This window comes from Mesorhizobium waimense (assembly GCF_003601975.1).
Taxonomy (GTDB): Bacteria; Pseudomonadota; Alphaproteobacteria; order Rhizobiales; family Rhizobiaceae; genus Mesorhizobium; species Mesorhizobium waimense.
This window is the reverse complement of the sequence record NZ_QZWZ01000040.1, coordinates 1-12814: the sequence shown is the minus strand read 5'-3', so window position 1 is coordinate 12814 and position 12814 is coordinate 1. Positions and strand designations below refer to the sequence as shown.

10 protein-coding genes and 1 pseudogene are annotated in these 12814 nt (G+C 59.9%); 4 read left to right on the top strand and 7 right to left on the bottom strand.

Features of this window, described 5'->3' with window-relative positions; all coding sequences use genetic code 11:
• The first annotated feature begins 104 nt into the window (after positions 1-104).
• Positions 105-776 carry a class I SAM-dependent methyltransferase gene (locus D3227_RS31450; RefSeq protein ID WP_120018108.1) on the top strand — a complete coding sequence of 224 codons (672 nt, stop codon included), beginning with the start codon at positions 105-107 and terminating at the stop codon, positions 774-776.
• 6 nt (positions 777-782) lie between these two features.
• Here the strand turns inward: D3227_RS31450 and D3227_RS31445 are convergent, their stop codons facing one another.
• The 4 genes from D3227_RS31445 to D3227_RS31430 form a co-directional block, all read right to left on the bottom strand.
• Complete coding sequence (locus D3227_RS31445; protein WP_245451952.1) at positions 783-2006, bottom strand: glycosyltransferase family protein; 1224 nt, start codon at positions 2004-2006, stop codon at positions 783-785.
• The gene (locus D3227_RS31440) at positions 2003-3247 is read right to left on the bottom strand and encodes a glycosyltransferase (RefSeq protein ID WP_120018084.1); all 1245 of its coding nucleotides are present in this window, start codon (positions 3245-3247) and stop codon (positions 2003-2005) included. The genes D3227_RS31445 and D3227_RS31440 overlap by 4 nt, the downstream gene beginning before the upstream one ends.
• A 1-nt stretch (position 3248) precedes the next feature.
• The gene (locus D3227_RS31435) at positions 3249-4463 is read right to left on the bottom strand and encodes a glycosyltransferase family protein (RefSeq protein ID WP_120018083.1); all 1215 of its coding nucleotides are present in this window, start codon (positions 4461-4463) and stop codon (positions 3249-3251) included.
• Between the two features lie 395 nt (positions 4464-4858).
• The gene (locus D3227_RS31430; RefSeq protein ID WP_120018082.1) at positions 4859-6595 is read right to left on the bottom strand and encodes an adenylate/guanylate cyclase domain-containing protein; all 1737 of its coding nucleotides are present in this window, start codon (positions 6593-6595) and stop codon (positions 4859-4861) included.
• Between the two features lie 328 nt (positions 6596-6923).
• On the opposite strand from D3227_RS31430, the gene D3227_RS31425 reads away from it, so the two are divergent.
• The 3 genes from D3227_RS31425 to msrA all read left to right on the top strand — a co-directional run bounded on the left by D3227_RS31425 (position 6924) and on the right by msrA (position 9369).
• The gene (locus tag D3227_RS31425) at positions 6924-7811 is read left to right on the top strand and encodes a P-loop NTPase family protein (RefSeq protein ID WP_120018081.1); all 888 of its coding nucleotides are present in this window, start codon (positions 6924-6926) and stop codon (positions 7809-7811) included.
• Positions 7812-8009: 198 nt separating this feature from the next.
• On the top strand, positions 8010-8318 hold the full coding sequence (locus tag D3227_RS44125; protein ID WP_342634023.1) for an alpha/beta hydrolase: 309 nt from the start codon (positions 8010-8012) through the stop codon (positions 8316-8318).
• A 313-nt stretch (positions 8319-8631) separates the two neighbouring features.
• Positions 8632-9369, top strand: a complete 738-nt coding sequence (gene msrA / locus D3227_RS31415; protein ID WP_120018080.1) for a peptide-methionine (S)-S-oxide reductase MsrA — start codon at positions 8632-8634, stop codon at positions 9367-9369.
• 74 nt (positions 9370-9443) lie between these two features.
• Here msrA and D3227_RS31410 read toward each other — a convergent pair whose 3' ends face one another.
• The 3 genes and pseudogenes from D3227_RS31410 to D3227_RS31400 form a co-directional block, all read right to left on the bottom strand.
• Positions 9444-10559: a Fic family protein gene (locus D3227_RS31410; RefSeq protein WP_120018079.1), complete on the bottom strand. Its 1116-nt coding sequence runs from the start codon at positions 10557-10559 to the stop codon at positions 9444-9446.
• Positions 10560-11048: 489 nt separating this feature from the next.
• Positions 11049-12086 (bottom strand): annotated as a pseudogene (locus D3227_RS31405) (tyrosine-type recombinase/integrase); the annotation flags it as partial.
• The gene (locus tag D3227_RS31400) at positions 12028-12651 is read right to left on the bottom strand and encodes a DUF5677 domain-containing protein (protein WP_120018077.1); all 624 of its coding nucleotides are present in this window, start codon (positions 12649-12651) and stop codon (positions 12028-12030) included. The gene D3227_RS31400 and the pseudogene D3227_RS31405, both read right to left, overlap by 59 nt.
• Positions 12652-12814: the final 163 nt, after the last annotated feature.

Below are 12814 nucleotides of genomic sequence, written 5' to 3'. Positions count from 1 at the left end.
GGCAATGGCGAAGCGGCTTGCAACATAATCACGTCCGCGGATCAAACAGCCTTGCGGGAGGCAAGATTGCGTCGCCCGAAATCCCAACATACAAGACGAATATGATGGATGTCACGCAACCACGCAATGCCGACATGGACTGGCACGAGCAAGCCCTGGACCTCACGCGGGGAATTGCTGCCTATGTCAAATGCCCTCTGGTGGCAGGGCTGGCGCGCGTCATCACCAAGCATCCGAAAGCCGATATCGCCAACGCCTTCAACCACAAGCAGGTCGCCTGCAAGATGTGGGCGCTCGACAGGCTGTTCGAAAGCTGCGGCGGCCAGTTCGGTCGCATATGGGTTCTGGGCGGATGGTACGGCGTATTGCCGGCAATGCTTTTCAACGACGCCCGCTTCGACATCGCGGCGGTCGATAGCATCGACATCGATCCCGAAGTCGCGCCGGTCGCCCGGACCCTCAACCGGGAGGCCGGCGACCGGTTCCGGGCTCTGACGGCAGATATGTACGCACTCGACTATGCGGCCGGGCGGCCCGACCTGACGGTCAATACGAGCTGCGAACACATAGCCGATCTGCGCGCCTGGCTTGCTCTGCTTCCGCGGGGTTCGAATGTGCTGCTGCAATCGAACGATTATTTCAGCGAGCCGACGCACATCAACTGCGTGGCCTCACTTGCAGCCTTCGAAACAATGGCGGCGCTACGGGAGGTGCGGTTCTCCGGCGAACTGCCGACAAAAAATTATACGCGCTTCATGCTGATCGGAACTGTTTGAAGCGCGTTACGCGAATCTCATCCAGACACGACCGCTAGGATCCATCGTCTGTTTGATCATGAACTTTTTCGAAACCGGGCTCCACTTTTGGGGACCATGTCGATACCGCTCGCGCAGGATTTGCGCCGAGCGACGCGCGCCTTCCAGATCGAGACGATGCGCGGATGGCGTCGGTCCCACAAGCGCCTGTTCGATCGCTTGCGCCAAACCTTCAGGCGTTAGGTCCTTTTCCATCAGCACCGTTGCAAGACCGAGTTTTTCGAGCATCAGGGTGCGAAACGTCTGTTCGGTTTCCCCGCCGGCTGCAAATGGAACGAGCAGGGAGCGACAACCCGCGCGCAGGACATCGCAGACCGTGTTGTAACCTGCCTGCGAGACTGACAGGCGGGCGCCGGTCAGCAGGCTGGCGAAATCCTCGCGGAACCGGAAGATGGACAGGCCCGGCGTGGCATCGCGTGCAATCGCATCAAACTCGTCTTTCGGCAGGTTTGGGCCGGTGATCAAACACCATTTCCAAGCGTTGTTGGCATTCCGCGCCGCTGCGATGGTGGAGCTGACAAGGCTCTTTCCGGCAGCCCCGCCGCCAACCGACACCAGAACGTCGAAGCGCTCGGAGGCCGCGGGCGATGGCGGCGCGGCAACGAGCCCTGTGTAGGTGACCTCGGCCCTGATCGCCCCAGCCAGTGGAAATGTCTTGTCGATGGTTGCGAAAGCCGGGTCGCCGTGGACCATAACCAGGTCGAAATGCCTGTTGATGAGATCGACCGTTTCCTCGTCTCGGCCCGGCTTGACGCGCTCCTGAAGGATATCGCGGACGGACGTCGCCAGCAGCGGCCTGGGCGACGCCGCGTCGATGGCCTCAATCAGCGGCAAGAGTTCGAAGCGCATCTGCCGGCGTCCAAATGGAAACGCCTCGACAATGACGATATCAGGCCTGCAATCCCGGAATGCCTGCAGCAGCATCTCTGAACGCGATTTCTTGAAATCATCGTCGATGGGTTTGCCCTGTAGGTCGACAAGACCGGAAAATCCTTCATCACCGGAGGTGACAGGTGGCAGGGTTACAGATTTTACACCTGGTCCCGGAAACCCCGCGATCGGCGCTCCGCCGGTCACGACGGTTACGTCAAACCCGTCATCGACCAGAGCCGCCGCAATGCGGCTGGCGCGCGCGAGATGGCCGATACCGAGCAGGTGCTGGACGTAGAAGAAAGCGCGCAGCCGCTTCATTCGGCGGCCCGCCACTCCCGCTCGAACAGTTCCTTGAGCTGTCCAATGCTTGCCATATGATCGAAATTGCCGCGCACGCGCCGCTCTGCGGCGTCGCCGAGGCGGGCGCGCAGCACGGGATCACGGATCAGGCGCTCCAGCGCCTGTGCCAGGGCAATTGGGTTTTCCATCGGAACCAGCAGCCCGGTTTCATCCGGCGATAAAAGCTCCGGCACACCGGAAATATCGGTCGACACGCATGCAAGGCGCTGGCTAGCTGCCTCCACCAGAACATTCGGCAGACCGTCCCGGTCGCCATTTGCGGTGATCCTGCAGGCCAGGGCGAAGATGTCGGCGCAGCGGTAGTGCTCAAGCACCTCCTCCTGCGCAAGCGCGCCTTTCCAAGAGACGCGACCATCCAGGCCGAGCTTTTGCGCCAGCGCCTTGAACCGTTCCAATTCCTCGCCGCCGCCGATATGCTCGAAACGCCACGCCAAATCACCAGGCAAGAGGGCAAGGGCCTCCAGCAAGGTATCGTAACCTTTCTTTTCAACGGCGCGCCCGACACTCAGAACGATAACCGGTTCGTCCGGCGCCGAGCCGTCATGCTGTTTTCGCGCCTCGCCGAAACTGCCGAAGCGATCAAGGTCGAGCCCATGATAGCTCAGATGCACGGACGAGTTGCCGTTAGCGAGTTTTTTCAGACGGTCGAAGCCGGTTTTCGTGCAAGTGACCGTCCAGCGCGCCGAGGAAAGCTTGCCAGCCAGATCCCAGTCCGCCGAAGTCCAGATGTCCTTGGCATGGGCCGAGCAGCTCCAGGGCAGGCCACGAAGCTGGCTGGCATAGCGCGTCACCGATGCCGGCGTGTGGGCGAAATGTGCATGCAGCCAGCCCGCGTCTTCCGGCCATTCGGCCGCCAGCACGAGCGCTTGCCCGAAGCGGCGCGCGCGACTGCGCGTAAAGTCGCGGGGGATATCGGCAGCCAGCAATCCGAGCGCGCGCCAGAAGCCCGGCCGCAGCAGATAAGCAAACAGCGAGCGAACCACGCGCAGCGGCTCTTCATGCAGATATTCCGGCAGATAATGGACAGGCGCTTTGATCTCGTCATGCACGGGGTGGCGTTTTGCGTCGGTCGGCCGCCTGAGCGCGACGAGTATCAGGTCGAACCCCGCACGCTCCAGACCGAGCAGTTCCTGCGCGATGAAGGTTTCCGACAGCCGCGGATAGCCCTTCAGAACCACGACGATCTTGCGATGTTGCAACTCAGTTCATGCCTTCAATGACCGAAAGGTGATGGCCGGCCCGCCGGTCGAGCAGTTCCGCGACGATTTCAGAAATATGAGGCAGCCCTTCCAGCGTCAGATGCGGATTGCTCTGCGATGGGCGGGGCCGGTCCGGCAGCACCTCCAGTGCATCGGCAAACCGCTGGGAATCCTCGGCTTCTTCCGGCAAAAACATCTCGATGAGGCCGAGTTCGGCTGCGCGCCGTGCTCGGATCAGTTGTTCCTCGCGGGGCTTGACGCGCGGCACGATCAGCGCTGGCTTGTCGAAAGACAGTATCTCGCAATAGGTGTTGTAACCGCCCATCGCCACTACCGCCTTGGCGCCGGCAATCAGCTCTTCCATGCGGTTGTCGAACTCGATGATCTTGATATAGGGGATCTTGGACCCCTTCTTGAGCAGCTTGTTGCGCTTGCGCGCCGGCATGTAAGGCCCAAGCACGATCAGCGCCCTATGCTGCAACTGCGGATCCTGCTGATAGGCATCGATGACGTTGTGGATCAGTTCGGCGCCGTCACCTCCGCCACCCGTGGTAACGAGGATATAGTCGCCCTCGGGCCGGTGGCCGGGCAACTCGTTCTTCTGCAGGCTCCGTTGTAGGAAACCGACGAACTTCATCTTTGCCCTGACAGCCGGCGGCACATCCAGGCCGGTCAACGGATCGTAGAAATCCGGCGGACCATAGGCCCAGACCTTGTCGTAGAACAGGCCTATCTTGCGCATCACATCCCTGCGTGCCCACTCTGCTTCGAGCAGATGCGGCGCGTCCATCACCTCGCGCAGGCCAAGCACGAGCGTGGTGCCCCGCGTCTTGAGGTAGGACAGCGTGTCCTCGATCTCACCGCGCAGGCCGAGCGGTTCCTTGTCGACGATGAAGATATCCGGCCGGAAGGTCTCGGCTGTGTGGCGGATGATCGACTGGCGCATCCTCAGCGTCTCATGCAGATCGATATCCTTTTCCAGCGAGGTATATTCGCCGTTGCGCAACTTGATGACGCTGGGGATCTTCACGAAGTCGACACGGGCGCGGTAGTCGAAGGCGCCGGCGATAGGCGCACCCGAAATGATAAGCACCTGAAGTCCGCGGAAATCCTCGACCAGCGAATGCGCGATCGTCCGGCAGCGCTGCAAGTGGCCGAGCCCGAACGTGTCGTGGCTGTACATGAGAATTCGCGCGTTTTGTACGTGGTGGGTCATTGTTGAACGTCTTTTAGAATTCTCGCCTTGAGGACCGTGGGCCGCAGGATTCGAAACCATCCTCGCGGGTCTATCGACCTGTTTTGAAACATGAGGGCGCAATTTTCAATTTGTATTATTTAAGAGGGCCCATATCCTGAAGCCAGGAAGCTGCGTCTGCTCGGCTGCCCGCCTGCCACGTGGTCCAGAAGAACCTGCATCATTTCACTGGTATTGATCCTCGCCGACGCAGATCCGTCTGCTTGGCCAGCTTGCAGAGGCCTTCGATCGACCTGTCCCCCATTGGCCGGTAACAACCTTCGTAACTGAGCGTCCAGCCAGTGCGGTTGCCGATTTGATCGTTCGAACCGCTCGAAGATCATTTGGACCGTCGCACGAGGCCAGCGAACCTATGCCTAGAGCTGAGCGGATTCGGCAGTTTTTAGCCCATCAACCAAATGCTGAAGGTCCGCGTCATTCGCGTAGTGCAGGGTGGCGACCAACGTGTCGATCGTGAACTCCGAATCGAACTTGCTTATTTTAGCGTAGTGCGCGGCCGCAGCTGTCCGATCACCCAGCCAGCCATAGGCGGCCGCAACAAAGGCGTGCTGGCTGGCATCCATCTTCGACAGATGCATGAAGGCCTCGACGGCTTCCGAGTATTCCCGGGCTGCAAAGAGCGCCTTCCCGAGATGGCTCCAGAAGCGCTCCGGGTGGTGAGGGTTCAGCCGCATGGCCTTGCGAATCCAGTCGGCCCCTTCCTTGGCCCGGCCGAGCCAAGTCAGAAGCTCGCCCTGCTGGACCACGACAAGATCGTAGTTCGGATTGAGCGCGATAGCGCGTTCCTGGTGGTGGCGGGCCTTGGTCAGGTCGTTGCGGCTGATGTTGATTGCCGCCAGGATTCGTTGGACGTCCGCATCGTTGGCGTCCAGCGCCTGCGCCGACTCCGCCTCGCGGACAACCTCCTCGAAGGTCGCGTCCTTGTCGGCACACCAGCCGTAGCCCCAGGCTTGCCCGAGGATGCAGCCCTTCCAGGCGTGGGCATGCGCGTAGTCGGGGTCGAGCTCCACTGCCCGCGTTATCAGTTTCAGCGCCTCCTCGTTCTCGGCGCGACTGCTGCGATGGTGGCGGACCTTGGCCGCCAGCACACATTCGTAAGCGGCCATGCTGGCCGGCGTCTTGCGCGCAACGAGGTCCTGTTGCGCGGCCTCGAGGCGGCCGGGCAGCGTGGCCACTATTGCCGCAGTCAGCTCATCCTGGATGGCGAACACGTCGTCCAGCTTGCGATCGTATCGCTCGGCCCAAATATGTGTGTCGCTTGCCGTGTCGATCAGCTGGGCGGTGACCCTGAGTTGCCCGCCCGATTTGCGGACGCTGCCTTCCACCAGATATTGCGCGCCCAGCTTCTGGGCGATTTCGCGCAGATTCACCGACTGCCCCTTGTAGACGAAGGTGGAGTTGCGCGAGATCACGAAAAGCTCATGCCGGCGCGAAAGTTCCGTGATGATGTCCTCGGTCAGGCCATCGACGAAAAATTCCTGTTCGGAATCGCCGCTCATATTGGCGAAGGGCAGGACGGCGATCGAGGGCTTGATGACGCCACGTCGGGCGGCGCCGTTGCCCGCTGCCGAAGCAGCCTCGTCGAGCACCGCACGCCAGACCCGCACCGGGCGTAAAATGTTCTTCAGCGACTTCTCGCCCAGATCCTCGAACTTGACTTCAATGCGATCGGAGACCTGTTCGTAAACGGCTTGGGTGACGCATACCCCGCCGACATCAGCGAGCTGCTCGAGTCTCGCCGCAACGTTGACGCCGTCGCCGTAGATGTCGCCATCATCGAAGATGATATCCCCTAGGTTGATGCCAATGCGAAACTGGATACGACGGTCCTCCGGCACGTCGGTGTTGCGGCGGCGCATACGGATCTGCATCTCTGCGGCGCAGCGTACGGCGTCCCCCACGCTTTGGAACTCGACGAGCATGCCATCGCCTGTGGTCTTGATAATTCGGCCCTGATTCTTGGCGATTGCCGGATCGATGAGCTCGATCCGGTGGGTTCTTAGCCGGGCGAGCGTGCCCTGCTCGTCGGCTTCCATGAGCCGAGAGTATCCTGCCATGTCGGCTGCAAGCACTGCAGCGAGCCTGTGTTCCATACTTCAGCCTCAAAGAAACACGCAACTTTAACATGGAGTCGCTGGAATCAAAGGCTTGGTGGGCCTGGAGTATGGTTCGGGATTTTCGCCTTGCGCCGCATCCGAGGCACTGGAGGTGGAGAAGCGAAGGTCGCCCCAGCTTCGTACACCTGGAAAACTGCTTGTCGCGATTGGTGCGAGGCTGTTCGTCGAGTGAGCGACAGATTAGCCGTCGTTCAAGACGTTTGAGATAGGTGCCGCTGTAGATAAGATCTAGGCCAAAACCGTGCTAGGATGGCCGCAGCGCGGCGCGACATGTCGTGCTTCAAAGCGGTCAGGAACGATTGCCATGCTCAATCCAATTTCCATCATGGCCGACCGGCTCGGCGACTATCTGTCAGAACTCTATCTCCAGTATTTCTCGCATCGCAATTCGGAATATGCGAGCTACATAGGCGGGGCGGCTCGCCTAGTCCTGGAGCGCATCGGCAATTCGAACGCCCTCTATCACAACATCGAGCACACGCTGATGGTTACGCTCGCTGGCCAGCAGATCATCCGCGGCCGGCTGCTTTCGGAATCCCTGACCCCCGATGACTGGCTGCATTATACCTGCGCGCTGCTTGTCCACGACATTGGCATGGTGCACGGCGTGTGCCAGGGCGACACCGAGGACAGCTTCGTCATTAACGAGGCCGGCGACCGCCATACGCCACCGCGCGGCGCCTCCGACGCGGTACTTGCGCCCTATCATATCGAGCGCGCCAAGATCTATACGCGCCAACGTTTTGCTTCCTCGAAGTTCATCAACGAGGAGCGCATTGTCGAGGCGATCGAGATGACGCGCTTTCCGGTGCCGAACGATCCGGCCTACCAGGTCACCAACACCGAGCCGGCGCTGGTCAGGGCCGCGGACCTGATCGGCCAGCTCGCTGATCCCTTCTACCACCGCAAGCTGCCGGCGCTGTTTGCCGAGTTCTCTGAGATCGGGATGGTGGAAAAGCTCGGCTGCAGGACCGCCGCCGATCTCGGCGCCATCTTCACCGATTTCTTCACGCTGCAGGTCGAGCCCTATATCGGCGACGCGATCCGCTATCTGGAGCTGACGACGGAAGGCAAGCAGTGGGTCGCCAACCTCCACAGCAACCTCTTCCAGTCCGGGCATCGCCCGGCCAGGATCGGGCCGTTCCCAGGCGTGTTGCAGCCGACCTCGGCGAGCCTTTCCGTGGTAACTTAAGAGCCGAGGATTGTTTCCTTTTTCCGCCGGTGCCAAGCAGGCTACGGACCTCCCGGTAAGCGACGCGCCGTCCGGGCGGTCCAGCCTGGACGCTATGCAATCGCGGCGAGATGGCGGTCAGGCCGCGACTGCTAAGCGAAATTCCAGTGCTAGTCGATATGACCGACCCTATGCCGACATTCCGAGCGTCTGCACCAGGTGCTGGGCTCACCCAGGTTTGTGCCAGCGCCTTTTCGCAAAGGGCACGCCCTATGCGCCCAATTCCTGGCCGACTCACAGCAGCAGCTCGCGGAGAAAGCTCTGGCAGCGCCTGTCTCTGTGGCTGCATGGAAAACCAAGCCGAGCTACGCGATCCTGACCACCCAGGATCATGTCGTGAACCCGGAGCTTCAGCGCTGGATGTATCAGCGCTCAGGCGCCAACGTGACCGAAGTGGCTGGTAGCCATGCTGTCGTCATCTCTCAGCCGGCTGCGGTCGCGCGTGTGATCGAGGATGCCGCGAAGTAAACCAATCGAACCCGTGAACAACGGATCGTCCGCCTTGCCGACGCGCACATGCTTTGCTGTCTATCGACAAGCCAAGTATGTGCGCATAGTCCAGCTTGGTGCTGCCACCGTTGCCAACAAAACGCGATGAAGTCCGCAGCCGATGCCGTCAAATCTGCGGCGGATATCAACTGGAAGGCCCTGCGGCCTGTATCAGGTCCCGGCTTGAAGCTGGGATGGGTATCGGGCGTACGCGAAAAGTGATGCGCGCCGGCCCCCGTGCGTCGCAAGCCCCCAATAGACGTCACACGATGAAAGTCACAGGAGCTCAGCCATGAAAGACATTCAACAACCAGCCGCAAGACAGTCGCTGAATTCTACCAAGGGCGCAGTTGCCGCGCTCGCTCTGGCGGCGGCCGGCGCCGTTTTCTGGCAGACACCAGCGATCTCGGCCGAGGACGCGGTGGTGATCCCGCCGCCGGTGATGGACGAAAAGGCCGCCAGCGACACCGAAACGGCGATCTTGGCCGGCGGTTGTTTCTGGGGCGTGCAGGGTGTGTTCCAGCATGTCAAGGGCGTCAGCAAGGCCGTCTCGGGTTACGCCGGCGGCGCCAAGGATGACGCCGTCTACGAGACGGTCGGCACCGGCCACACCGGCCATGCCGAATCCGTCGAGATCACCTATGATCCGTCCAAGGTGACCTACGGCCAGCTGCTGCAGATTTATTTTTCGGTCGCGCACAATCCGACGCAGTTGAACTATCAGACCCCGGATGAGGGCACACAGTGCCGTTCGACCATCTTTGCCGAGAGCGACGCGCAGAAGAAAATCGCCGAAAGCTACATCGCCCAACTCGACAAGGCCAAGGTGTTCCCGAAGCCCATCGTGACCACGCTGGAGATGAGCAAGACCTTCTACCGTGCAGAAGGGTACCATCAGGATTTCCTGGCGCTGAATCCGACCTATCCCTACATCGTCCACAATGACCTGCCCAAGGTGGCGAACTTGAAGCAGCTGTTCCCCAACCTCTACAGCGACAAGCCGGTGCTGGTGATGTCGACCAGCAAGTAAATGTTTAGTCCCGGCATTTGCCGGAGCGGATCGAGGTGAAAGACGACGTCCATCCGGGCCATCATTGTCTTTATCTATCTAGCGGAATCCGACATTTGGAGTGCATAGCGCGTGTACCTGCGCTCCCCGGTTTTTGTTAGCGCGCCTTTGGCAACCAGATCCTGCAAGTCCCTTGTCGCTGTCGCGCGTGATGCTTGTGTGATGGCGATATAGTTCTCAGCACTGAGACCGCCCTTGAATCCGTCGATGCCTTCGCGGAACATCCGGGCGATGACCTTTTCCTGCCGCTCGTTGAACTGATCCCGGTAGCGTTCGTAGAACTTGGCCTTGGCGACAGAGAATTCGACACGGGCGAGCGTTACGCGCTGCGCTTCAAGAATCGTGTTGGCGAAGTAGAGCAGCCAATCCGTAACGGCATTGCTCTTGTTGCTGGCTTCCAGCTTGTCGTAATAGGCCTTGCGGTGGCGTTCGATCGTGTAGGCCAATGCGATGAGGCTGGGTTCACCCAGATTTTGCGCCAGCGCCTTTTCGCAAAGAGCACGCCCTATGCGGCCGTTGCCATCCTCGAACGGGTGAATGCTCTCGAAATAAAGATGCGCGATACCGGCGCGTGTCAACGCTGGGAGCGGGGTCTTGTCTTTGGGAGCGGTATCGTTGAACCAAGCAGTGAAGGCGTCCATTTCGGGTTTCACCCGCGCCGAGGGCGGCGCTTCGAAATGCACTTTGGGCTTATCCAGCCGATTGGAAACGATTTGCATGGCATCGGCGTGCTGTCGATAGTTGCCTATGGTCTCGATACGCCGCTCACCCGACATCACCATCTTGTGCCAAGCGTAGAGGGTACGATGCGAGAGTGCATCGGCAAAATGCAAGTAAACATCGGCCATCATTTCAGCGATGCCGCGCTCTGCAGGCGGAATGCGCCTGGTCTCGCGGCCCAGACCAAGCTGCTGGCGCAGGGATGATTGCAGGCTCTCGCGGTTGAGGTACTCGCCTTCGATCGCGGATGTCTTCAAGGCCTCTTCACTGATAAGATCAATCCGGATCTGATCGCGATCTTCGGAACCGACATGACGAAAGACGCCCAGGAACTCGCCCGATCGCAGCAGGAACTCGCTTTCCAGCGGTTCCAATACCTTCTTATCGTAGGTAAAATGCGGCCAGTCAGCCTGCTCCCAATTCCATTCCATGAGCTATAGAACACCTTTCTATAACTCATGGTGCCATGAATGGTGAGCTATAGCAATCTTCGCTATGCCTCAGAAATCGAGGCTACCTCGGTGCGATGCCACGACTAACCAATCAAGTTAATTTCTTCGAATGGTTGCGCGATAACGCCGACCCAGACAACGGGCGCGCGCTGGCTAGATCCAAGACTAGGCAAAGTGATTAGGAACACCCGTGAGCTGGCTCGATTTGGGCATCGTAGCGCCTCGCTTCGCGACGGATTTGCGCCGCTTCGTTCTTGCAACATGTGTGCCCAGAGTCTGTAGGTCTACGAAATTCGCCGTACTAATTGCCGTGGTTAGGTCGAAAAAAAGTACGGCAGTTTCCATCTAAGTCTTTGAAATCGTTGGTGATACCGACAGGAATCGAACCTGTGACCTACAGATTAGGAATGTTTCAGCAGCCCTTGCCTTGCAAGGGTTTGCGGCAGCCATGTCGCGCTTGTGTCGCAGTCAGCTGAGCAAGGATCGTTCTGCTGCAGCCATTTCGTCAGCATCATCCCCGCGCGGAAACAGGTGACCATAGCGGTCGCTGGTGAGCATGATTGAGGAGTGGCCGAGCCGCTCTTGGACCACCTTGATCGGGAGGCCGAGCCCGCCATCTGTCGGTCGGTTGATGCACCAGGACGCATAGAAATGCCGAAGCGCGTGCATGCCCGAATATTTGGCGACGACCACTGGCTTGCCTTCCGCGTCCTTCTCGCCGGTATCTCGCACCACGCCGCCTGCGATCATTGCTGGTTGCAGACCCCGCTTGACGATGTTCCCGATTACCTCGACCTTCCCCTGGCCATTCGGGAAGACCAGGTGCAGTTCTTTTACCGGTTCCCCGTCAGGACCAATTTCCTTGGTGGCGCGGCGAGGGCAGGCAAGCTTCCATTCTCGTAGCGTGTTCACGACGAGCGGAGGGATCGGAACGGTCCGCTCGCTCGTCTCTGATTTTGGCCGGCCGATATCGTTGAAGCGATCGGCGCGCTGCCTGACGTGAATTTCAGTCTTGTCGAGGTCAACGTCCGACCAGCGGAGGCCCCGAAGCTCCGAGGCTCGCAAGCCTGTGAAGATGGCGGTCAGCAATAGCGGGCGCCACCGACCGCGCAGCGCACCTACAACAGCCTTGACTTCCTCGCGGCTCGGAATGTCCACGCCGACCTGCAGGCGTGCCCTGTGGCGCTTCTTGTCGGGGCGAGTTCGGCGGGTCCAAAGATCACGCACCACGTTGCGCACCACCAAGCCGCCTTCTTGGGCGTCACTCAGAACGGAACTGAGCGCCACCAGCGCCTTCTTGATCATGGCCGGCGAACGACCGGCGGCGTGTAGATCATCCTCGAATTGCCTGACGAGAGGGATTGTCAGCGTCGACAGCTTCGTGGCCCCGAGGTGTGGCTTGATGTGAAGTTCAACCAGTTGGCGATACTGGGCGAGGGCGCCGCGCTCAAGGCCGCGATCCGCGCAATGCCTGCAGGCCAACGAGCCATCGCTTCGCCTCGTAATTTCTTGGCTCATCCTCTTGGGAACCGTCCTGGATCCATATCTCAGTCGCGACCATCAGGTTTACGAAATTTCGCGCTGCCCAATAGCAGGCGAACTCCTCCCAATACCCAGCAAACGTCCCCGAACCGATCGTCACCTTCCCTTTGTTGCCCCAGATGCGCCGCGTGAGTTCATGCACTGAGAAGTGCACGAACGACGAAGTGGCATGATAAAGGAAGTCGTATTCTTTCTCTCGCCCAGCGGCCTTTGGCACCCATTTGAACGTCGGCGGAGCCTTATCCCACCCGAGCTTCCCTTTTAGAACCTTGAGCTCTTTTGCGACGGCTTCGCCATTCGCAGCATGAAACGCTACGTGCTCAGGTAGCCACCCAAGGCGCAGTGAGACGTTGCGTCCCAGATACGCAGCTTGCTGGGTCACGCTCTTGGCAGCTCCACCGGCACCTAGCAAACGAAGGATGCGAGAGGCATCCGCTTTCACGGTAAGAAGGTACTCGATCCAGATCATCTCCTCGTAGCTCGGCCGCAGGAGCGATACGCCAAACGCACCTTGTCCGGCGCTCGACAACGCTAGAGCGGTTCAGGCATTGACAGAATCGGAGGGGATTCCCGTTTTGGCTGATTTGTGATTCAAGATGCTGGCTGGATCGGAGGCCAGCATCGGATGACGCGACCTCTTTCGAATGATCTTCGTGAGCGTGTTGTTGTGGCGATCGAGGCCGGCGAAAGCT

Bases quoted from the DNA above. Each gene is read 5' to 3' on its own strand.
- D3227_RS31450 (WP_120018108.1), top strand. From the start codon at position 105: ATGGATGTCACGCAACCACGCAATGCCGACATGGACTGGCACGAGCAA.
- D3227_RS31445 (WP_245451952.1), bottom strand. From the start codon at position 2,006: ATGAAGCGGCTGCGCGCTTTCTTCTACGTCCAGCACCTGCTCGGTATC.
- D3227_RS31435 (WP_120018083.1), bottom strand. From the start codon at position 4,463: ATGACCCACCACGTACAAAACGCGCGAATTCTCATGTACAGCCACGAC.
- D3227_RS31430 (WP_120018082.1), bottom strand. From the start codon at position 6,595: ATGGAACACAGGCTCGCTGCAGTGCTTGCAGCCGACATGGCAGGATAC.
- D3227_RS31425 (WP_120018081.1), top strand. From the start codon at position 6,924: ATGCTCAATCCAATTTCCATCATGGCCGACCGGCTCGGCGACTATCTG.
- msrA (WP_120018080.1), top strand. From the start codon at position 8,632: ATGAAAGACATTCAACAACCAGCCGCAAGACAGTCGCTGAATTCTACC.
- D3227_RS31410 (WP_120018079.1), bottom strand. From the start codon at position 10,559: ATGGAATGGAATTGGGAGCAGGCTGACTGGCCGCATTTTACCTACGAT.